General features: G+C 41.2%; 16 protein-coding genes. 13 read left to right on the top strand and 3 right to left on the bottom strand.

The annotated features are described in order from the left end of the window. Nucleotides 1-52: 52 nt before the first annotated feature. Nucleotides 53-1045: a porin gene (locus tag D5I41_RS00685; RefSeq protein WP_119008018.1), complete on the bottom strand. Its 993-nt coding sequence runs from the start codon at nt 1043-1045 to the stop codon at nt 53-55. Between the two features lie 609 nt (nt 1046-1654). Continuing rightward, the gene (locus tag D5I41_RS00680; protein ID WP_119008017.1) at nt 1655-2245 is read right to left on the bottom strand and encodes a YiiX/YebB-like N1pC/P60 family cysteine hydrolase; all 591 of its coding nucleotides are present in this window, start codon (nt 2243-2245) and stop codon (nt 1655-1657) included. A gap of 369 nt (nt 2246-2614) precedes the next feature. On the opposite strand from D5I41_RS00680, the gene D5I41_RS00675 reads away from it, so the two are divergent. The 9 genes from D5I41_RS00675 to D5I41_RS00635 all read left to right on the top strand — a co-directional run bounded on the left by D5I41_RS00675 (nt 2615) and on the right by D5I41_RS00635 (nt 15930). After that, nucleotides 2615-3790, top strand: coding sequence for a M20 metallopeptidase family protein (locus D5I41_RS00675; RefSeq protein WP_235868833.1), 1176 nt, complete (start codon nt 2615-2617; stop codon nt 3788-3790). After that, nucleotides 3790-5343, top strand: a complete 1554-nt coding sequence (locus tag D5I41_RS00670; protein ID WP_119008015.1) for an AbgT family transporter — start codon at nt 3790-3792, stop codon at nt 5341-5343. Before D5I41_RS00675 ends, D5I41_RS00670 begins: the two co-directional genes overlap by 1 nt. A 657-nt stretch (nt 5344-6000) precedes the next feature. After that, the gene (locus D5I41_RS00665) at nt 6001-6981 is read left to right on the top strand and encodes a LacI family DNA-binding transcriptional regulator (protein ID WP_119008014.1); all 981 of its coding nucleotides are present in this window, start codon (nt 6001-6003) and stop codon (nt 6979-6981) included. Nucleotides 6982-7619: 638 nt separating this feature from the next. Further along, nucleotides 7620-8564 (top strand): (2S)-3-sulfopropanediol dehydratase activating enzyme, encoded by a 945-nt coding sequence (gene hpfH, locus D5I41_RS00660; protein WP_119008013.1) that lies wholly within the window; start codon nt 7620-7622, stop codon nt 8562-8564. Nucleotides 8565-8721: 157 nt separating this feature from the next. Beyond that, nucleotides 8722-11226, top strand: a complete 2505-nt coding sequence (gene hpfG / locus D5I41_RS00655; RefSeq protein WP_119008012.1) for a (2S)-3-sulfopropanediol dehydratase — start codon at nt 8722-8724, stop codon at nt 11224-11226. A 64-nt stretch (nt 11227-11290) separates the two neighbouring features. Continuing rightward, nucleotides 11291-12187 carry a sulfite exporter TauE/SafE family protein gene (locus D5I41_RS00650; RefSeq protein WP_208639132.1) on the top strand — a complete coding sequence of 299 codons (897 nt, stop codon included), beginning with the start codon at nt 11291-11293 and terminating at the stop codon, nt 12185-12187. A gap of 107 nt (nt 12188-12294) precedes the next feature. Beyond that, nucleotides 12295-13443 carry an iron-containing alcohol dehydrogenase gene (locus D5I41_RS00645; RefSeq protein ID WP_119008011.1) on the top strand — a complete coding sequence of 383 codons (1149 nt, stop codon included), beginning with the start codon at nt 12295-12297 and terminating at the stop codon, nt 13441-13443. 142 nt (nt 13444-13585) lie between these two features. After that, on the top strand, nt 13586-15022 hold the full coding sequence (locus D5I41_RS00640; protein ID WP_186811090.1) for a hypothetical protein: 1437 nt from the start codon (nt 13586-13588) through the stop codon (nt 15020-15022). 164 nt (nt 15023-15186) lie between these two features. Beyond that, complete coding sequence (locus D5I41_RS00635) at nt 15187-15930, top strand: alpha/beta fold hydrolase (protein ID WP_119008010.1); 744 nt, start codon at nt 15187-15189, stop codon at nt 15928-15930. A 161-nt stretch (nt 15931-16091) separates the two neighbouring features. Here D5I41_RS00635 and D5I41_RS00630 read toward each other — a convergent pair whose 3' ends face one another. Beyond that, the gene (locus tag D5I41_RS00630; protein WP_119009201.1) at nt 16092-16688 is read right to left on the bottom strand and encodes a hypothetical protein; all 597 of its coding nucleotides are present in this window, start codon (nt 16686-16688) and stop codon (nt 16092-16094) included. Nucleotides 16689-17177: 489 nt separating this feature from the next. Between D5I41_RS00630 and D5I41_RS00625 the strand changes: the two genes are divergently transcribed. The 4 genes from D5I41_RS00625 (at nt 17178) to mrtJ (ending at nt 21517) form a co-directional block, all read left to right on the top strand. Further along, nucleotides 17178-17432, top strand: coding sequence for a DUF3297 family protein (locus D5I41_RS00625; RefSeq protein WP_186811091.1), 255 nt, complete (start codon nt 17178-17180; stop codon nt 17430-17432). A 213-nt stretch (nt 17433-17645) separates the two neighbouring features. Then, nucleotides 17646-18749 (top strand): NADH:flavin oxidoreductase, encoded by a 1104-nt coding sequence (locus D5I41_RS00620; protein ID WP_119009199.1) that lies wholly within the window; start codon nt 17646-17648, stop codon nt 18747-18749. 430 nt (nt 18750-19179) lie between these two features. Continuing rightward, the gene (locus D5I41_RS00615) at nt 19180-20904 is read left to right on the top strand and encodes a choice-of-anchor F family protein (protein ID WP_119008009.1); all 1725 of its coding nucleotides are present in this window, start codon (nt 19180-19182) and stop codon (nt 20902-20904) included. A 115-nt stretch (nt 20905-21019) separates the two neighbouring features. Continuing rightward, on the top strand, nt 21020-21517 hold the full coding sequence (gene mrtJ / locus D5I41_RS00610; RefSeq protein WP_119008008.1) for a JDVT-CTERM system glutamic-type intramembrane protease MrtJ: 498 nt from the start codon (nt 21020-21022) through the stop codon (nt 21515-21517). The last annotated feature ends 97 nt before the right edge of the window (nt 21518-21614 follow it).

The raw sequence follows: 21614 nt of genomic DNA, 5'->3' as shown, positions 1-21614 counted from the left end.
CTGATCGAGAGCTCCATAAAGATGGCTAAAGTTTAACTAAGCGTTTTTTTTCTTAGAAAGTAACTTTTGCACCTAACATGCCTTTAAGTTCTTCGTCTTGGGTGAACTTCTTGCTCACACCAGCATACGTTAGGAAGTAGTTAGTGAACTGGTAACCTAGATCGACAGTCGCGCTGTTACGATCCTCTTTCTCTGAGTCGAAGTTTGCACTTGTGAATGTAGAAGCAAGGGTTAACTTGTCAGTAAAGTCGTAAGAGCCTGCTAGCTCATAGCCTTGGAAATCATCACCCAACTGAGAACCGTTCACGTAAAGAGCACCAAGGTACAGCGCATCTGTTACATCAGCGCCTAAACCGACTAATACGTTGTCGCTATCCTTAGCATTGCCGTCATAGGTTTCTTTTGCATAACCGGCACCGGCTTTTAACATGCCGAAGTCATAGCTTGCTGCAGCACCGTAGCCTTTATCAATGGTTGCATCGATCTTTTGACCTGGAATCTCAACACCATTGTTATCGAAGAATGACTTAGATACTTTCGCGCCGCCGCCGTTCACATTAGCTTTAACTGTTAAGTCACCATAATTGCCAACATAAAGTAGCTGGTTATCTGCGCGGTCAGCCGTTGCAGATTTGCTGGATGCTTCTGAACCGTAGGTATTTAGGATGTCGGTGTAATCTGTGATCAGACCAAGAGAGCCATCTGTTTTACCGTATTGCAGTTCAGTGTTTTCGTCACCAACGCCAACGTAAAGGTAGCGAGTATCGTTTGTGTTGTCTTTGGTAAACTCTTTTTCTACAAAACCACGAGCATGAACATCTTCAGTGATTTGAGTCTTCGCTTCAAAGTTAAGACGAGCACGAGAAAGCTCTTGCTGCTTTTGGTTTACTTTATTGTCTTTACCTTGGTCAGAGAACTCACTACGAGCCTCAACACGGCCGCCTAGAGATAGAGCTAAGTTGTCTGCTTTGTATACTTCAGCAGCGTTAGCTGATGCAGCGAATGCTGATGCAACTGCGATAGCAGTCAGAGTCAATTTTTTCATTTCTATATCCTTTAGTGTCCAGCACAAAAATTCTGAATTGGTGCTGGAACTAAAGCCTATATATTTTGTCGGTTCGATATAAGGTGCATAAATAGAAACTTATATTGAATGAAATATAAGGAATTGATGGCAGGTGGTTGAGGTTTCATATATTTTGGTTGTGATTACTTAAGTGTTTGTATATGAGTAAGAATCCTAGAATCTAAATGTTAATCCAGAAACAAAATTATCGAATATGAATGTGGTTTTTATGAGAGTGGTTGGTAGGTTGTGTGCATAAAAATTCATTGGTTGGTGCTGTGAATATAATCTAAAAAGTTACCAAAATTCAATCATCTTTGTTTGAGTTGAGTTTAAGGTGAACAACTCCGTGTGTTTTTGTTACAGATTGTGTATAATTACAAATGACAATACGAGGATTTCAATGATTTGGTTGAGTATAAAACTACTTCAGATTGGATTTGTCATTGTCTATAAGGAATATAGAAAATATCAAACTAAAAAGGCTCTAATATAGGGCCTTTTTTATTTCTCTAATTCTACCTTCACCCTGTATGCACCGTTACAGTCGGAGTGGATGACGGTTTGCACTTTATTCGTGGTCGTTTGCTATTGTTCGTAGCCACTGATATCTCCCACCACGTCATAGATATAAAGTTTGCTGTCTTTACTCATATTCCCGGGGTTTGAGCCCGGCTCTCCGGTAGGTACAGGCATACCGAATTGCTCGTTGTAGTGACGAACCCAGTAGTCATGTAATTCCCCAGTTTCGGTATCCCGGAAGCTCATAGGAGATTCTGGGAAGAACTCAACCCCATCATTGGCGTTCTTAAACATATCAACGATAAGCTCGCTGCAATAAAGCGCATCTTCATCAGTGAGATAGCGTTCATCGTAAGGTACGGCCCTTTGGTTTAGGCCATACTTAATCGCTGCTGGTATTAAATTTTGGTATTGTTCTTTAAGCCTAGCTGCAATGTAGCGCGGATTAGGTGTCCCAAACCAAGAACGCTTTAAATAAACACTGATACTGGTGAGTCGGACTTCAGGGTCGAACGCTTCCAAAACAAACTTGCCCTTATTGGTGTCTACTATGATGCCTACATGGTTGACGCGAGCACCTTTAAAGCCCTCTGTCACTGATGATATTGCATTCGAAGGGGAACCCAATTGGGTAAATATTAGATCGCCAGCTTTCATGAACACTCCTTGTACCTGGTTACGTGATCAAGAGTAGTAAGCGTAGCAATCAAATCTGCAAAGTGAGCCCCGTAAGTCCGTAAGTCCGTAAATTGAAGCCGTATTATGTCTACCCATGAAAACTTACCTCAATGCCTCAAGCTTGTCTGCAGACAGTACTATGCCCTCAAGAACCAAAGACACAACTCAGAATCATACTCTGAACAGGGTTGGTCGTATTAATGACAGACTAAATTTCATAGTTGTCTGACCAGGGCTAGAATGCTTAATAGCAGTGGGTTAGGGCTGCTTGTTGTTGAAAAATATGCAAATTGTTACATTTTAATCGGGTAAATGTTGCTCGTTTGTTTAGTGTGGTGGTTAACACTAATGAATAGAGATGCGTTATATATGGACGAGAATGTAGATAAGTATATTGATATAAGAAAACAACTTCATCGTTACCCAGAATTAAAATATGAAGAATTTGACACGTCTGAATTAGTCGCAGACCACTTATCTTCTCTAGGTTATGAAGTTACGCGAGGCCTTGGTAAAACGGGAGTCAAAGCGGTTTTATATACGGGACGGCCTGGGCCTACAATCGCATTTCGTGCCGATCTAGACGCGCTTCCTATTCATGAACTTAATGATTTTGAACACAAATCTAAAAATGAAGGAAGAATGCATGCGTGTGGTCATGATGGTCATACAGCGAGTCTTCTTTGTGCCGCTGAATCTTTAATAGCAAACAAAAAAGCCTATGTTGGGAACATTGTTATCATCATGCAACCCGCTGAAGAGGGGGGTGCTGGCGCGAAAGCTATGATTGATGATGGGGTTTTGGAGAACCCTACTGTAGATAAGATTTTTGGATATCATAATCGTCCAGGATTTAAGCAAGGACTAGTGTTTGTTAAGTCCGGCTCCGCAATGGGGGGGAACACGAGTATTTGCGTTAAGATTTTCGGCAAGGGAGGGCACGCAGCAATGCCCCACTTGACCAATGATCCCATCATCACCGGAGCCAGTTTTGTAACTCAAGTGCAAACCATTATCTCTAGGAAATTATCCCCTCTCAATTCTGCAGCAATTACCGTTTCAAAATTTCATTCTGGTGAGGCCATCAATGTGATCAGTTCAAGTGCTGAGCTTTGGCTAAGCGTACGTACTGATCACAAAGATACAGAAGAATTTTTGCTAAAAGAGATTGAAAACACCTTGAGACACGTGTGTTCTCAGTTCAGTTGTTCTTACCAATTCGATATTGAACTTTCCATACCTGCACTAGTGAATCATCGTAATGAAACAACTGACTTGTTAAAAGCCTGTGAGCCTAGTTTTGCAGCAGATGAACTCTTGGAGATTGATTATATGCCGACCATGGGTGCGGAGGATTTTAGCTTCTACTTGCTTGAGCGTCCGGGATGTTACTTCTTCATAGGCAATGGAGAGAATTCTGCATACCTCCACAACCCACATTACGACTTTAACGATGACAATATCGCTGTTGCTAGGCAGGTTTATATGGATTTGGCTAAATTTTATCTAGGGAGAGAAAACTAATGGAGAACGTAAAAGAAATATCAACAAAACCTGAAACGATAAAAGACAATCGTTTTCTCGCATGGGTTGAACGAACGGGTAACAAGTTACCACATCCCTTTCTACTCTTTGTATATTTGGCCGTTGGGGTAATGCTCATCTCTGCCATCTTCAACTACCTAGGGGTAAACACATATAACCCGAAAACGGCTGAAGCAACACCTATAAAATCACTGCTTTCAGGGGAAGGCATTGCCTATATGTTTACAAACTTCGTGAAGAACTTTGTAAATTTTCCGCCTCTTGGAACGATCATTACGGTAATGTTGGGTATCGGGCTTGCTGAGCGAGTTGGATTACTTTCAACGTTACTCACTCAAACGGTTGCGAAAGCGCCTAGACATTTGCTCACTTTTTGTGTGTTTCTAGCGGGTATCTGTGGGTCGATTGCCTCTGATGCCAACTACCTAATTTTGATTCCATTAGTGGCTATGGTGTTCCATTCAGTAGGTAGGAACCCGCTCGCTGGTGCTGCCGCCGCATATGCCGCCGCGGGAGCCGGTTTTGACGCTAGCCTATTTGTTACGGTTGGAGATGCTCTATTTGCAGGGATTGCGACGGATGCAGCTCGAATCATTGATCCTGACGCTTATGTAAGTGCTGTAGATAACTATTACTTTGTGGCTTCGTCAGTATTTGTGCTCGCGATAGTGGGTACCTTGGTCATCGACAAAATTGTTGAGCCTCGACTCAATAAGCTACATCCGCTGTCTACTATGGTGAAAGAAAAGCCCACCGCCGATATCAATATGACTAAGGAAGAAAAAGTAGGACTCAAACGTGTGGTTCTGTTTACTTTAGGTTATATGGTGTTTGTTGCCGCTTTGGTTCTTCCTGAAACCTCTTCTCTGCGGAATGAGGAAGGGGGGTTGATACCATCGCCATTCCTTAAAAGCTTAGTACCTTTCATGTTCTTCTATTTTCTTGGTATAGGCATTACCTATGGCAAGGCGGTAGGTAAAATATCTAAGGTTGAGGACATTCCAGCTTTGATGGCCGAGTCTGTAAAAACTCTGGCTACTACATTAGTCCTTTTCCTCGCTATTGCGCAGTTCATTGCGTATTTCAAATGGACAGGGATAGGAAACTTAGTTGCTTACGAAGGGGCTCAATTTTTACAAAGTGCAGGTGTTGATGGTTACTTACTCATCATTGGATTCATATTAATTGCCTGTATATGTAATATCTTTATGACAAGCGGTAGCGCTCAATTCGCGTTGTTTGCACCGATCTTCATACCTATGTTGATGCAACTGAATATTGAGCCTGCCTTTACGCTGGCAATGTTTAGAATCGGTGATAGCGTAACTAATATAATATCTCCTATGTCACCGTACTTCAGCGTGGCTTTGGTTTATATGCAAAGCTATAAACCCGACCTGAGAATTGGGACATTGATGGCGACTATGTTGCCACTTGCTATTGGATTCCTAGTGTTCTGGACTGCATTTTTGTTGTTGTGGACAGGATTGGGATTGGACGTTGGTCCTGGTGTTTCTATGTATATTAACTAGGGTCTGTTGACCTTTTGCTCGACCAGAAGCCATTGATTCAAGGCGAGGGACTTGCCGCCTAGTCATCTAAGCAAAAGTCGCTCAACGATGAGTTAACGGCTTCTGGTCAAGCCTTTCTTGCCGAGCCCTTCGGGTAGCGCTTTGTTGGGCATTCCTACCGCGTTAGTCACTGTTCATGTGGAACCGCCACACCTAAAAGCGGCAGCCTTGTATTAATACCCAACAAACCGCTATAAAAACAACCTCAAAAGGTCAACAAACCCTAGCAACTCTCAAGGAAAAACGTAGCCACGAATGTTAGTTATATTTGAACTTTATTGGTAATCGGGGCTGTTTGTATCAACTCCTACCTTTGAGGATAGAAACTATCGCCTATTGCTATGATTAGATCGTAAAAACACAATCTAATCCTCCAACCAGTTACCATTATGTAACTTATCCATAAAAACTCGGATTTTCCAACAATAGAAGCTAGATTGTACGTTCAAGCAAAGATACAGTAAAATGAACAACTTATGCTTTCTAAATTGATAATTATTATAATTAACAAGATGTAGCACTTAGTAACAGTTATTTATAAGCCTCTCAAGGATTGTTAATTTAATTTTAACTTTAAATAAAGTTAAACAATATTAATAGGTACAAATGGTAAAGTGAATGAAGAAGTCTAATCTGACCTCAAATGATATTGCAAAATACTTAGGTGTATCTCAATCGATGGTTTCTCGCGCTTTCAATCCAAAGGCAAGTATTAGCGAACAGAAGCGAACCTTTATATTAGAAGGTGCAGCGAAATTGGGTTATAAACCGAATGCACTGGCTCGTAGTTTAATTTCAAATCGATCTGGGCTTATTGCGATAGCTTTGGATAGCAGTTCAAATCCTATGTACGACTTACAAGCGCGTATCTTAGCATCAGAGGTTCAAAGACAAGGAGGACACGCAATCTTGTGTCCTATCTCTAATGGCGATCTCGATTCAGCCATTCAAAGGGCATTTGAATATCAAGTCGATGGCTTAATTGTCGCTACCAGTCGTTTAACAAGTAATATTATTGAACAATGTGAGCGTTATGGCGTGTATTTAAGTTTTATCAATAGGTATATCGATGACTTCAAAGCAAATAGTATTGGTCTAGACAATAGTGATGCGGGTAAACAAGTAGCAGAATACTTTTTTGAAAAAGGTTGCTCGTCTTTATCGTTTATTGGTAGTGAGAAAGGCTCAATGACCTGTGAAGAACGGTGGTCAAGCTTTTGTCAGCGAGCGATGGAGTTAGGGTTAAGTGAGCCAGTGAGAATATCGGCATCGTTTGATATTGATTCTGGTATGTTGGCCGCCAATCAATTGGTCAATGATACTAACAAAATAGATGCGGTATTTTGTGCCAATGACATTATCGCGATTGGTGTCATAGAAGGTTTAAAAATACACCATCACAGTGGTATTCGAATTATTGGCGTAGATGATATACCTATGGCATCTTGGCCTTCATACCAGCTATCTACTATTAAACCGCCTACAGATGTTATCTGTAAGTCCACAGTCGAAGATCTTTTTGAAAGGATTAGCGGAAGTGAAGAAGAAACAGGTAAGTATATTTTTTATAAAGGTACGCTTGTAGAGCGTTCGTCTTAGTCGCTAGTAGTAAGCTTTTTATAGAACACCGTAATAAAACAATGGCTAATGATTAAACCTGGTTTACTTGTTATTTGGTACTTTAAATATTCTCATCCTTAATCAATCCTAGTTGCTCAATAGACACAAGTTTGACTAAGCGCTTGTCCTAAAATAATACTAGTACTCAGGGTTTGTCCGTTTCACTTTAGAGACGGCAAACTCTTTCTTTTCATTCGTCCTCATTTATAACCTTTATCCAACATCATGATGTCAGTTATACAGCCGATATTAAGGTTATCAATAATATTCCATTTTTTTCAGAGAGATAATTATTCCTTAGCGTAGATAGGCGAACTCATCCCTTAAAATCACTGATGTTAATGATGGGTACGTGTAAATATGCATTCACGCCACCATTGTAACAATGGCGCATACAACTAAGCGCTACTTTTAACTATTTCTTCAGTGGTCATTACAAATAACGTACGATTTATATCAATGTGATGAATGTCTCATAGTGATTCCTTCTTAGTTAAGATGATATTTGATCATGATTTATATCAATAAATTCATTTTGGAAGAGAGTAAATTTCATTGCATACGTATGCAATGAAGTATTCAACACAATGAATCTGTATAAAAAAGAGCTAAATTCGATGCACCAGGCAAACATATTTAATATACAGCTATTCACCATTGATGATGGCCCTGGTATTCGTACAGAGTTGTTTTTAAAGGGGTGCCCATTGCGTTGTGACTGGTGTGGCAACCCAGAAAGCTTCAAACATTACACCCAGCCAGGAGTGTATAAAAGCAAGTGTATTGGCAAAGATAAATGTGGTGCTTGTATTGATGTCTGCCCAGACAAAAGCATGTTGAACTTCTCTGATAATAAGCTTGCTGATATTGACAGAAGCAAGTGTACAAACTGTATGAAATGTCACGAAGAATGCCCATCAGATGCAATTAAACAATGGGGTAGCTCTAAGTCTATTGATGAATGTATGAAGATAATCCGTAGGGACAAGGGGTTTTATCAACGTTCGGGTGGTGGTGTTACTGTTTCTGGTGGGGACCCAATTGGGCAAGCTGATTTTGTTGCTGACCTTTTTAGTGTTTGTCAGTCAGAAGATATACATACGTGCTTAGAATCAAGCTTTTATGGTAAGTGGGCTCATATTGAAAAAATACTGAAGTATACAGATCTAGTTATCTCTGACATTAAGCATATGGATTCCGATAAACATAAGGCTCATACCGGTGTTTATAATGAACGAATTCTAGCTAACCTAAAAAAGCTCTCTGAACAAGAAAAAGAGTTTATTTTAAGAATACCGGTTATCCCCAATGTTAATGATGATGAAATAAACATTGAGGCTACAGCAGATTTCATAATCAATGAACTGGGCAACAAAGTAAGAACCTTGCAGTTATTGAGTTTCATGCGTCTTGGTGAAGAGAAATATCACTCACTAGGGCTAGATTATAAAATGGAGAGCCTAGTTTTTGACCGAGAGGAATTTCAAGTTAGGATTACCAAGATAGCCGAATATTTTAAATCTAGAGGTATTCATTGCGTTGTCGGAACTAAAGAAAAATAGAAATCATATTGAGTTGTTTCAATTAGAGCTAAATGTTCCGTTTTTAAATTAAACTAAGTTAAAAAATATTAAAGATGTAATAGGGGAAATATGAGCCTTCTGCTTAGGTTTATTCTCATGTTTCCCCTATTGCATTTTAAAAATAAGGAATTAATAGATGGAAGAAACTATTGTAAAGGGGCAAGTTACCGATGCTAGGGGAGTTGATACTTTTGATAAAGTATACGGCCTAGGTTATGAAGTTGGACATGATGATTGGTCTCCTTATCCACGAGTTAACCGTTTGCGTCAAACATTTTTGGATCGCCCATACGATGTAGATGTGGAAAGGCTACGTTTAGTCACTCAGGCTTTTAAGAACCATGAAGTTGAAACTCGCATTCTTCAAAGTGCTTATGCATTCGAGAATATTTTATTAAATACTTCTCTATACATTTATGACGAAGACTTAATTCTCGGTGAGATTGCAGCACCAGCTAAAGCATCACCGATCTACCCAGAGTTTTCGGTAGATTGGATCATTGATGAAATTAACAATGCACCGTTCGAAGAACGCGAGAACGACCAATTTTACATCCGCAATGAAGAAGAGCGTGCTGAAATTTTGGAGCTTTGTGCTTACTGGAAAGGTAAGACAGTAAACGAAATGATTACTGCAACGCTCGACCAAGATCAAAAGAATGGTTCTCATATGGGAGAGAAAATCTTCCAGACGAATAACTATCACTTTGCGGGTATTGGCCACTTTGCCATGGACTTCGCGAAACTAATGACACTTGGTTTTGATGGTGTTATTGAGCAAGTCGAAGTTGCTATGTCGAAGCTATCGAAAAGAGATGCTGATTATGCAACAAAGCGTGATTACTACAAAGCAACACTGATTACACAGCACGCGGCTAAGAAGTATGTAACACGTTACGCTGATTTGGCAATCGAGATGGCGGCATCGGAATCTGATTTAACAAGAAAGCAAGAATTGCTAGCAATGGCAGAAAACTGTTATCAAATTGCAGGCGGTGTGCCACAAACATTCTGGCAAGCAATTCAGTTGTTTAACTTTGCTACCACACTGACACAAATTGAAGGTAACGGTCACTCGATTTCATACGGTCGTATGGACCAATGGCTACACCCAATTTACCTAGCTGACATTGAAAAGAATGGTACATCTAAAGAGTTCATTCTAGAACTACTAGAAGTGCTTTATGTCAAGATGAACAACCCTACAAAACTGAAAGACAAGGGTACTGTAAAAGTACGTAATGGTCGTGGTTTTGGTGGTGAAAGCTTGACTATTGGCGGCGTTGATACTGATGGTAATGATGCGACCAATGACCTAACTATGCTGTTGCTTGAAGCATCAGTTCATACTCGCATGATGAACCCTTGGGTTTGTGTGCGCATGCATGAAAATACGCCTCATGAGTTAAAAGTGAAAGCGACGGAATGTATTCGCGCAGGTTACGGTCACCCTAAATTGTTTAACGATACTCCTGCTATTAAAGCAATGCAGTTGAAAGGTGTAACGTTAGAAGAGGCACGCGACTACGCTGTTGTCGGGTGTGTGGAGCCAACCATTCCAGGTAAAGAGCACGGCTGGCAAGATGCTGGTTATGTGAATGCTGCAAAAATGATGGAAATGGTTCTCAATAACGGGCGTCTTGTTGCGGGTCCAAACACCGAGCTTCAGTTAGCTCCGGACACTGGTAGTCTAGAAACGTACCAATCTTTTGACGAAGTACTAGAAAGTGTTGAGAAACAATTTGAATTTTGGTGCGACCAACTTTGCAGTAGCTTAAACATTACTGACAAGATTCATGCAACTTTGAAACCAACACCGTTTATTTCTGCGTACTTTGATGGGTGCATCGAGTCCGGTCGCGATATGACTGCAGGTGGCGTCAAATACAATGGCATTGGTCCTCAGGCTGCTGGAATTGCAACATGTGCTGACTCCCTAGCCACAATCAAAAAACTCATGTTCGAAGATAAGTCATATACAGGTAAACAATTACTGGACGCACTTCGAGACAATTGGGAAGGACATGACAAGCTTTATGCCTTAGTAAACAGTTCGAAGATCCCTCACTACGGTAATGACATAGATGAGGCAGACGAACTGTTCAAATACATGTTTGAATGTTACTGCAAAAATATAGCTGGTCGCCCAACATCACGTGGTGGTGCATTTAGCCCAGGCGTATATACGGTAAACGCCAACGTGGGTATGGGATTATTCATGAATGCATCTCTGGATGGTCGCAAAGCCCAAGAGCCTATCTCAGATAATATGGGGCCGGTTCATACTGCTGGGGGTTCACACGATTTTGCGGGTCCAACAGCGGTTGTAAACTCAGTCACCAAAGTAGACCACAGCAAAGCAACAAACGGCACATTATTAAATCTTCGTTTCCCTGAAGATGCGGTAGCGGGCGTCGAAGGTCGAGATATCTTGGTTAGCTTCATTGATGAGTATATGTCTAAGAAAGGCATGCATGTTCAGTTCAACATTATGAGTGCAGATAAAATGAGAGCTGCACAAATGAACCCTGAACAATACAAGGACATGCTAGTTCGTGTTGCTGGTTACAGTGCTTATTTCGTAGAGCTCGGTAAGCCATTGCAAGATGATCTTATTGACCGTACAGAACTTCGTTTCTAATCAATTTAAATATTAATATTAAATCTGGTGGATAGTTTGCTATCCACCTGTTTGGAGAAATTTCGTGGAATTCATTTATAAATTAGACTATTTACTCGTAGGTCTAATGCAGGTAATCGGCTTTTTTGTGCAGGGTACAACGGGTTTTGGTTGTACAGTAATTGCAGCCGCAGTGACCAATGGCCTACTGGGCACGACAATGGGAGTACCTTATGGTACAGCCATTACTATTCCTTTCTTATACTATCTTGCGATCAAAGGAAGAGAAGATATTTCTTGGAAGGATCTGGCTAAGATCGTAGCACTGTGTGCCCCTGGTATTCTGATTGGCCAATACCTTTTTTATCAAATCTCACCACAAACAGCGAAAATCCTGATTGGCGCGATGGTTACCGTAATTGCAGTAATGAACCTGCATAAACATGTAATTAAACCTCTCATCATTAAAGATGCTGACGAAGAAGATGTAGCTGACACTTTACCGAAAAGAATTTTCCGCTATGGCTGCTTGATCTTGGGTGGCATTGTTCACGGTGCATTTAATATTGGTGGTCCACTAATCACTGTTTATACGTTAGAAGCGGTAAAGGACAAGAAAAAATTCCGCAACACAATGACAATGCTTTGGGTTGTGTTGAACACGTGGAACCTATTTAACCAACATCAAAATGGCGCATTCACAACAGAATTAAACAGCGCACTACTGATTGGTCTTCCTCTAGCTGGTATTGGTTTCTACTTTGGTATGCGTTTCCTAGAAAAAATCAACCGCGAACAATTCCTTCGTATCGTTTACGTTGTATTGCTTCTAATCGGTGCAAATATGCTGCTAAGTAATATCCCATGGACTGCTGATATGAAAATGATATCACTAGTTGGTGCCGTGCTTGTGATTGGTAGTTACGCACTGAATGTAATGAAGAAGCGCAAAGTAAACTTTGCAAAGCTTCAAGCTAACTAAATCACTTTAAACTGAATAAATTACGCTGTTTATTGATAAAAAATAAACACTTTTAAACTGAAATAAGTACAGTTCAGCGCTGTACTTGTTTTCTAAAGGAACATGTCGTGAAAGACTTTAATTTTAAAATTCCACAGAACATTGAGTTTGGTATTGGCAGCTTAGGTAAACTACCTGAAATCCTAAGAAATAATGATTCTGACCATGTATTTCTAATTTCTGACCGTGGCCTTGAAAGCATAGGTGTAGTGAAGAAAGTACAAGATATCATCGAGGCAGGCGGTATTAAGTGCACTTCTTACTTAGATGTTAAACCCAACCCAACAATCACTATCGTTAATGAAGCTACTGCGCTTTATAAAGAGTGTGGTGCAACAAGTATCGTTGCTCTAGGTGGCGGAAGCCCTCTAGATGTTGCGAAAACTGTAGGTATTTTAGCCAAGTTTGGCGGGGACATTAAAGACTACGAAGGCCTGAATAAAGTTCCTGGTCCTATCGTGCCTATGATTGCAATTCCGACTACCGCTGGCACAGGTAGCGAGGCAACAGCATCTTCAGTGATCACTGACGAGGCTATTAACTACAAATTTTCCATCGTTAGCTACGAAACGCTACCAAAATATGCAGTTCTTGATCCTCAACTTATCATGACAGCTCCAGCTTCAATTGCAGCGGCTTGTGGTGTTGATGCACTGATTCATGCGATAGAAGCATATGTATCAAAAAATGCATCGCCATTTACCGATACAATGGCTGAAAAAGCGATGGAGTTGATCGGTGCTAATCTACGTAAGTTTGTTGAGAATCGAGAAGATGAGGACGCTGCTTGTGCAATGATGACAGGTAGTAACTTTGCTGGTATCGCGTTCGCTTGGGCACGTTTGGGTAATGTACACGCAATGAGCCATCCAGTGAGCGCTTTCTATCACGTTCCACATGGTGTGGCTAACTCAATCTTGTTGCCTACCGTGATGAAATTTAATGCAGTGGCAGATAAAGGCCGATACGAGGTGATCTACAACTTTATTCGTCAAGGTAAAGAGCCTGTAGAAAACTTCGCGCCAGAAATGTTAATCGAAGAGATTCAGAAACTGAATGATGATCTAAACATTCCAAGAACACTCTCTGAGGTTGGTGTAAAAGCAGACCTGATAGAAGAAATGGCAAAAGATGCAATGAAGAGCGGTAACGTGCTATGTAATCCGCGTGAGACTTCTCTAGAAGATATGATCGAATTGTATGAGCAAGCGATCTAATTAAAGAATTAACCCCTTGAATAACACTATTATTCAAGGGGTTACATTGATGTAATTAAATATATGGCTACTGAATTTAGCTACTAGCAACACTTCAAATTAAGTGACTATATATTTAATTATATATTTTGGGTTTGTTTTTATGAAAAGAGAATATGGAAAGGAGCAGCCTTATATTCCGGCTGGCCCCTTTAAAATCAGGATCCCCTTTATTCATGTAGGATTTGAAAAAATTGACTTCATGCAGGGGTTGCTACTTTGTGCTGTTTGTTTGGGAATGATCCCTATCTTGCAAGAATACCTAGGTATGCCATTTGATGTTGCGATGACTATCGTAGTGATCAATGGTATGTTTTACTTTCTGCATGTACTACTGGGTGATCCAATTATCCCTGGATGGATAACACCAGCCATTCCAATTGTTATATTATATCTTAATCAATTTGCAATGGGTGTTGAAAGGGTACAAGCGCTGATTGCATTTCAAATATCATTAGGTGTCATTGCGATTTTACTTGGGATAACAGGCTTGGGGCAGAAGGTCGCATCCATTGTACCAAACGCAATGAAGTCAGGTATCATTATGGGTGCCGGTATTGCTGCAGTTAACTCCATATTGGTCGAGGGTGGTCGTTTTGAACAGGCCCCAATTTCGATTATTATTTGTACCGGTGTTGGATTTTACCTACTTTTTTCTAGTCATTTTAAAAGCCAGCGAAACCTCAATAAATTTACTAAAGTATTAGCTGATTTAGGGTCTTTGCCCATCATTTTGCTGGCACTTATTGTAGGTCCTGTCATGGGTGAGGTGCCATGGCCTCAGATTGAGTGGGGTTTCACTACATTGGCCTTTGGTGAGCTATTTAATAATTGGACTATCTTTGGTTTAGGTTTGCCACCTCTAGAAATGTTTATCATTGGTTTGCCTGCTGTTGTTTCAACTTACGTCATTTTGTTTGGTGATGTTATTCAAGCCAAATGTTTACTAGATGATGCTAGCAAAAAACGTCCGGATGAAGTCATTGATTTCAATGCTAACCGTTCAAATATTATTTTCGGCGCACGCAATGTATTAATGGGTATCTTTGGGCCTACAATCACCTTGTGTGGACCACTGGCGGCCGCAATGCAAGTGGTTGTATGTGAACGATTTAAACTTGGTCCAAAAACGATGGGCTCTATTAATAGTGGCGCTATCTCATACCGCTACGGAACAACGTTAGGGTACTTCTTACTACCCATAGTAACCTTGGTTAAGCCAGTGTTAGGTATAGCATTAGCGGCAACATTGTTGATTCAGGGTTTTGTGTCATTCCGAGTTGGTGTGACAAAGTCTAAAACAGTGAATGACCTGGGTATTGCAGGTGTGATGGCAGCAGTTATTGCGATGAAAGGCGCTGCTTGGGGATTGGCTGCTGGTATTATTCTTTGCTTATTTGTTAACCTTGGTAGAAGTAATCGACACGAGAGTGAGATTGCGGCGGAGCTTGAGTCTTTTGATTCTAGTCTTGAGCCTGAAAGAGTTGATGAAGAAAAGACTGCTGAATTAAAACCCATCTATCAAAAAGTCACTAATTAATTTCAAGTGAACTACTAACATTCAATTATACTAGAGGTACAATGTAGAGAATATGTTATCTACATTGTGTCTCCTCTATTGTTTATACCTGTCATAATAGTTTTTCATAGTCGAATAATTATTATTCTGAACGTAATTAGTTATATAAAATGTGAGTTAATAGTGTGAAAAAAACTAACCTAATATTGGTGCATGGATTCCTCAGTGGTAAAGAGTATTGGGATTACCAACTCGAAGGATTATTGTGCGATTATGATATTTTTCCAATCTCACTAAAAGGATTTAGTGGCAGGTCAAGTGAGGTGGCGTGTAAGAGTATTAACGAGTATGCATTGGATGTAATAAAACAAATCAATCAACTAGGATTGACAGAATTTCACCTTCTAGGCCACTCAATGGGGGGGATGATAGTACAGGAAATTGCACACCTAATACCCAACCGTTTGCTGTCCCTTATTTTATATGGGACCGGTCCAGATGGCACTTTACCCGGTCGATTTGAAACACTGCTCTTGAGTATTAGAAAGTCTTCTCCCAACACTTACAAGAATGCCATGTATGCTGCTGTTGATAGTTGGTTTGTTGATAGAGATGAAAGTAAAGAAGAGATAAGAAAGTCATTATCATTAATCGAAAATGTTAGCTTCGAAAGCTATGTCAACGGACTCGAGGCAATGTATGAGTGGAGTGGTGAAAAGTATCTAAAAATGATTAAAACTCCAACGCTCGTTATTTGGGGCGATTCAGATAAAAGTTATCAGTGGGATAAGCAACCTTATGAATTGTGGACAAAGATCGAAAATTGCTCTTTGTCAGTAGTAAGTAACAGTGCTCACAATGTGCATTTGGAAAAACCACAACAATTTAATCTAATACTGAGTGACTTTATCAATAGCGTTACGGAATAACAATAACGCTAATTTAAGTTAATACCATCACCTTGATAGTCAACTCAGTTATTTGGGTATCAATACTCTAGATTTAAGTCTCATCCTCCAAGAGAACATTAGTCTCACAGTATAAATTGTCTTGCCTCCAGTTTAGGAGGCAAATTGACATCAAATACAACCTAGAGTGCGTTTTTATCTCTCAGTATCTTCGCCTGACACTCACTATCAATGGCCTGTTTAGCTTCTTTAAAATCGGTACTTGGGAAGGTGGCAGATACGCCGATATCGGATTTCACAACCACAGGGTTTCCTTTCTCAAACTCGGCTAGTAAGAAACTTAATCCAGCGGGGTTCTTTGGCTGATAAAGGCGGGCTTTATCATTGACCTTACTGACGTATTTGAAATGAACGTCTTGGCCATTGATATTTAAAATCCCGCTGATTCTGTTGCCATAGAGAGGACCTGCAATATAAATCTCTCCCTGACACTGGGTTTGTCCAGCATTGTAGCTAGCCACAAAGTCTAGGTCACCCTTTTGCATTTGATCATTCCAACCGATATTTCTTGTCAGTCCATTTCCGTGATAACTCCACGCCTCGCTGGCAAGCCAAGCTCTCTTCTCTTCTGAAAATTTCGCTATATCTATAGATGACGTAGGCTTCTGGTTTTGTACTTGAGCATTAGTAGGTTGAATTACTGGTTCTGTAACAGAGTTACTAGTACAACCTTGAATGACGATTAGCGTTGAGCTCAACAAAAATGCTGTTTTATTCATAATATCTTCCTTGAAACGAAAGGTGTCGCGATTAACAGCAATGTTAAACATATTGAGCCTACAGACGGTTAGGGGCGTGTTTGTTTTGGTTTAGTTTTAGGTCGTTTTCCTGTCAGCAGAATGCAAACTCATGGCGAGAAAATATAAGAAGGCTTGAGCTACTGAGTTGGTTGAGTATCTTGTCTGGCCTATTTGATACTGGCAACTTAAGCGTTTGTTGCCAGATCAAGCGAGTACACGTATTAAGACTGGTTCATTTGAGTGCTTTAGACACTACTACGCAGGTATACCCACCTTCAGGCTCGTATGTATCACAGATGGTAAAGAAACAACCTGTATCGACTCATCAACAAGCACCTTCTATTGAACTAGCGCTATAAGCTCAAGGTTTGTTCAACTGGTATTCAGTCGTCGACATGCTTGTTAGACGCTTCTTGAGTGCAAGGCCGGCTTTGTCTACAATGAGCCACACAATTACTATTTCAGGCCATGAAAATGAGCGACACTAACGAAAAGCCAACTCTTCCGGATCACCTTTCAGGTAACCCTCGTAGCCCTCACTATGTGGAAGAGTGCTTTCACCATCGCATCGGCATTCGCATTAACGGTAAAGAGCGTAACGATGTAGAAGAATACTGTATTAGCGAAGGATGGGTAAAAATCCCTTCTCCTAAAGCGCTAGATCGTCGTGGTCAGCCGATCCTTATCACCCTGAAAGGGGAAGTTGAAGCTTACTACGTGTAAAGCTTTTCCTTATGAATCTAAACGGCTCATGAATTCGTTCATGGGCCGTTTTTTTATCATTAACTTTCAACTTACCCATAGAGCCTGCCCATCAGCGTATAACTTAATCTAGATTAAGGTTTTGTTTGTAATTCATCAGTAAAGTCAGTCATCCGATCTAGATCACACTTTTCAGCGCTGCCTTCAAGGCAGTTTCAAACTAGAGGAATGACCTTGAGCATTTTGTTTTCACCAGCCCAGATTGGCAATATGACCCTTAAAAACCGTTTTGTGCGTAGCGCAACATGGGAAAACATGGCGACAGAAGAAGGTTATATGACCGAGAAGCTGTATGACATCTATGAAGAGCTAGCTAAAGGTGATGTGGGCCTTATCGTAACGGGCTATGCGAATATCGTAGAAAACGAAAAGCCAAATGCTGGAATGATGGGTATCTACAATGATTCGTTTATTGAGGGCTACAAGAAGCTAACGGATCTTGTTCATCAGTACGATGCCAAGATTGTTAAACAGATTGCTTACGGTGGTACTAAGACCACATATAACCTCGGCGAGCGAGTGATATTCGCCCCAAGTGATATCCCAGAGCGTGGTACCAATACTCAAGGGAAAGCGATGAGCAAAGACGAAATCAACCTCATCGTTGACGCGTTCGCGCAAGCGAGCCTGCGAGCGAAAAAATCCGGCTTTGATGGAGTAGAGATTCATGCTGCCCATACCTACTTGATCAATCAGTTCTTAAGCCCGTATTACAACCGCCGTGACGATGAGTATGGTGGCAGCTTAGAAAATCGTATGCGATTCTTGGTTGAGATCTATCAAAGAACACGTGATCTTGTTGGGGAAGGCTTTCCAATTCTTATCAAGCTAACCGCTACCGAGTTCTTTGAAGGCGGACAAAGTTTTGAACAAACTCGCGCTATCTGTAAGAAGCTAGAACAGCTTGGCGTGGATGCCATTATTGTTTCAGGGAATATTCATGGCAAAGCCAGCGAGATGGTCGGTGAGTCGTTTGACGGTTACACATTGCAACAAGAGGGCTACTTTCACGAATACGGTGATGTCATCAGCCAAGACGTCAAAGTACCAGTGATTACTGTCGGCGGTCTAAGTGACTTTGATGCGATTGAAAACATAGCCAACAACACTGGCATCGACTTCTTTGCGGTTTCTCGGCCTTTACTGGCAGAGCCTCAACTCATAAAGCGCTGGACAGAGGGCGACCGAGCACCTGTTGATTGTGAGCGCTGCTCAAAATGCCGCACTAAGCGAGGTAATTTTTGCGTGGTATTTAAACGCCGAAAGAAACAGCGATGATAACCCTGTAATAAAAACAGAAATCAACGGCTTGTAGTCTACACACTACAAGCCGTTTTTTGTGTCTGTAGCGAAAAAGTTGCTGCACTATCCTGTTGTTTTCCTCGCCAAAATACGGGGTTAGATCAAGGTTTGGTTAGGTAATGGAATCGATGCCTTTATCGTACTTTAGTAATGATTTTCCTTTGCTAGATTTAAAGTGAGGGTGCATTAGGGAGTGGTAATATACCAATCACTTAAATACATTGTTCACCTCAACTTGACTGTTATCACAAGCGGAAAAATCGCTAGATGCTAAGCAGTAACAGCCCAGTTTGATGTTGTCATCAATGCATTTAACGCCTGATGGGGTTGCTCCTATCTTAAATTATAAAGAGCCTTTCCTTACGCACTATGGATGATTATCTAGCTAGCGATAGTGGAGACTATTATGAACAAGGAAAGGATTGGGCGAAGCACCTATGGTGCAATGGGCTTGACGTTCTCAAGTCTATTCTTCGTTGCAAATGCCTATGCAGCGATAATACAAAACTCTAATAGTGATACGTTACCAGATGCCTTTATTGGTGACTGCGGAGTACCCGGAGAGCTAACTGCTTGTGTCGGTGGCTGGAACCTAGACAATGTCGATGTCATATTGCGAGACGAAGATGGTCTAGAGTTTGGATCATTTAACGAAGCCTCTGGTATCTACAGTTTGATGACCTATGGTGATAACTTTGAGAGCTTAGTCAATGGTGATGAAGGCCAGGTCATGGCGCGCATTACAGGCAAAGACTGGCCAGTCGGAGAGCCGAGTGCGATAAAAATCGTAACGGGTGATTCTGAGGTCTCCCATGGTAAGCCACAGAACTGCATTATTGGATCTTCCTTTTTGAGTCCAGATAATTCTGAAATTGAAGATGCTAATTTCCTAGATTCAGCACATCCTCAACCTGTTATCTGCTCTAGTTCATTTCAGACTCATAAACGCTTTAAAGTTGCCATGCTTCCGGCCTCTGTGGAAGATATCGACGAAGGCGATGGTCATGGAATAGATCTTGTGTTCAATGTGCAAGATGAAGTGGTGGATATTGAAGCTGAAATAGCACTTCGTTCCTATCAAGTCTTTAGTAAAATTAACAACTACACAGGTAGACGTTTAAGCGGTTACAAAGTCATCGTGGGCACAGGACGTGGTGGCGAATTCAAATCGGCCAGTGAGACTGGTATATCGAATGTGCTTCATCTTTCCTTAGGAAAAGGAGAGGGTGCTTCCGGCGGGCACGATAAACTTGTTTATGATGGCTCAGATATCTTTGAAAGCGATAAACTGGCTACATTCTCTCATGGGCTGTTTGGTGCACCGGATAAGCATTTCACTAGTAATGGCTTTTTTGATATGCGTATAGCAGGCTTTGATGTGCAGCAAGGCTGCGTATCTACAGCTATTGATGCGTGTGCGGGTTACCCGAACCCTATGACTGATGGTGGCTTACCAGAGCTAATGGCTTCGGATATGATTTATTCAACCGCTGCGTTAGACAGTCATTACCATGAAACCCTAGGCATTATTGAGGGGCTTCCTTTTGGGGAATGGCTTCCATCAAAATGGCAGCCAAGTGCGGTATTCTTTGACGACGATAATGATCCAGAGACAGATCCTACTTTAATGGCTTGGTGGGATGGCAACAACTGGCGTGGGAGCTATGATGAGGGATTCCCTGTCATTGACCAATCTGAAATAGACTGGCTAGCGGCTAACCCGAACGGATTGTACGAAATGGGTGAAATAGAGGATGTACTGAATCTAGGTATCAATTACATTATCAAGGTAGGCAATGGTATTCCTGGTGGCACATTCACCGTGAGACTAATCCCTGTTGTATCTGTTAACCAAACGCCTCCAGCGTGGTGCACTGGATTCTTTGGAAGTTGTCATGAGCCGCCTTATGGTGCGGCTACGCAAGCTGAGGAAATCATTGAAGTCGAAGATGATGTGGTTAGCGAGAGCGAGGTTGATGGCTTTGCTGAAGCAATAGGTTTAACGGCTACTGAAGGTGGCGGTGGCTGTACCTTAAGTAAGAACGGACGGATAGATCCAACATTGTTACTGCTATTTGTCATTGCACTGGTCCAAATTTTCTGGCGCCAGCACTGTTCACGAGCTAGCTAGTTGTTAACTCAACATCGTGGCGTGCGATGGATTTTCAGAATCGGTAAATGACCAAGCCGGCCTCAATAGAAAAAGGTGTCGGCCTTTTTGCAACAACAAGGGAGGTTATGCCTTCATGCACTACCTAAAACCGAGCAGATTTGGCGTGTTAGATGAACTTGCTTTGCGAGGTGATAGGCGATGGGTTTCTGATCGACAGTTTACAGCGGCTTGGCTGTTTGGAATCGCTGTTGGGCTGTTACTATTTTCTGATCATGTCCCAGATTTAAACGCAGAACAATTTTTGCAGACATTATTAGTGGCCGTGCTGGTGTCGCCTGTAATTGAAGAACTGTTGTTTAGGGGTATATTGCAGGGCAGGTTATTAAGGTTGGATTGGGGGCGAAAGCACCTGATTGGCTTCACAAGAGCAAACCTTTGCTGCTCCTTATTGTTTACTGCGTTTCATTTATCTAGCCATGCTCCAATCTGGTCTATAGGTGTATTTTTCCCGTCCTTGTTGTTTGGATATTTTAGAGATAAACACAACAGCGTCTATCCCTCTATTGTTCTGCATATCTTCTACAACGCAGTGTATTTTTTACTCCCAATCTTAATCAGTTACAGCTTTTGAACCATTAAGTGCTCAGGCTGTTCAGAGGAAACTTTAAGCCATCCGCATCCCCGTCTGCTTGCTTTGCTGTACCTTACTCCCGTTATACCTGCTAGAT

It is taken from the genome of Vibrio superstes (assembly GCF_003569005.1).
GTDB classification, from domain to species: Bacteria; Pseudomonadota; Gammaproteobacteria; order Enterobacterales; family Vibrionaceae; genus Vibrio; species Vibrio superstes.
The sequence above is the reverse complement of the archived record's forward strand: the minus strand, read 5'-3'. Positions and strand labels throughout refer to the sequence as shown.

Excerpts from the sequence above, each read along its gene's own strand:
- hpfG (WP_119008012.1), top strand. The coding sequence starts at position 8,722 with ATGGAAGAAACTATTGTAAAGGGGCAAGTTACCGATGCTAGGGGAGTT.
- D5I41_RS00615 (WP_119008009.1), top strand. The coding sequence starts at position 19,180 with ATGAACAAGGAAAGGATTGGGCGAAGCACCTATGGTGCAATGGGCTTG.
- D5I41_RS00640 (WP_186811090.1), top strand. The coding sequence starts at position 13,586 with ATGAAAAGAGAATATGGAAAGGAGCAGCCTTATATTCCGGCTGGCCCC.
- D5I41_RS00665 (WP_119008014.1), top strand. The coding sequence starts at position 6,001 with ATGAAGAAGTCTAATCTGACCTCAAATGATATTGCAAAATACTTAGGT.
- D5I41_RS00670 (WP_119008015.1), top strand. The coding sequence starts at position 3,790 with ATGGAGAACGTAAAAGAAATATCAACAAAACCTGAAACGATAAAAGAC.
- D5I41_RS00685 (WP_119008018.1), bottom strand. The coding sequence starts at position 1,045 with ATGAAAAAATTGACTCTGACTGCTATCGCAGTTGCATCAGCATTCGCT.
- D5I41_RS00630 (WP_119009201.1), bottom strand. The coding sequence starts at position 16,688 with ATGAATAAAACAGCATTTTTGTTGAGCTCAACGCTAATCGTCATTCAA.
- D5I41_RS00675 (WP_235868833.1), top strand. The coding sequence starts at position 2,615 with ATGAATAGAGATGCGTTATATATGGACGAGAATGTAGATAAGTATATT.
- D5I41_RS00680 (WP_119008017.1), bottom strand. The coding sequence starts at position 2,245 with ATGAAAGCTGGCGATCTAATATTTACCCAATTGGGTTCCCCTTCGAAT.
- mrtJ (WP_119008008.1), top strand. The coding sequence starts at position 21,020 with ATGCACTACCTAAAACCGAGCAGATTTGGCGTGTTAGATGAACTTGCT.
- D5I41_RS00625 (WP_186811091.1), top strand. The coding sequence starts at position 17,178 with ATGAAAATGAGCGACACTAACGAAAAGCCAACTCTTCCGGATCACCTT.
- hpfH (WP_119008013.1), top strand. The coding sequence starts at position 7,620 with ATGCACCAGGCAAACATATTTAATATACAGCTATTCACCATTGATGAT.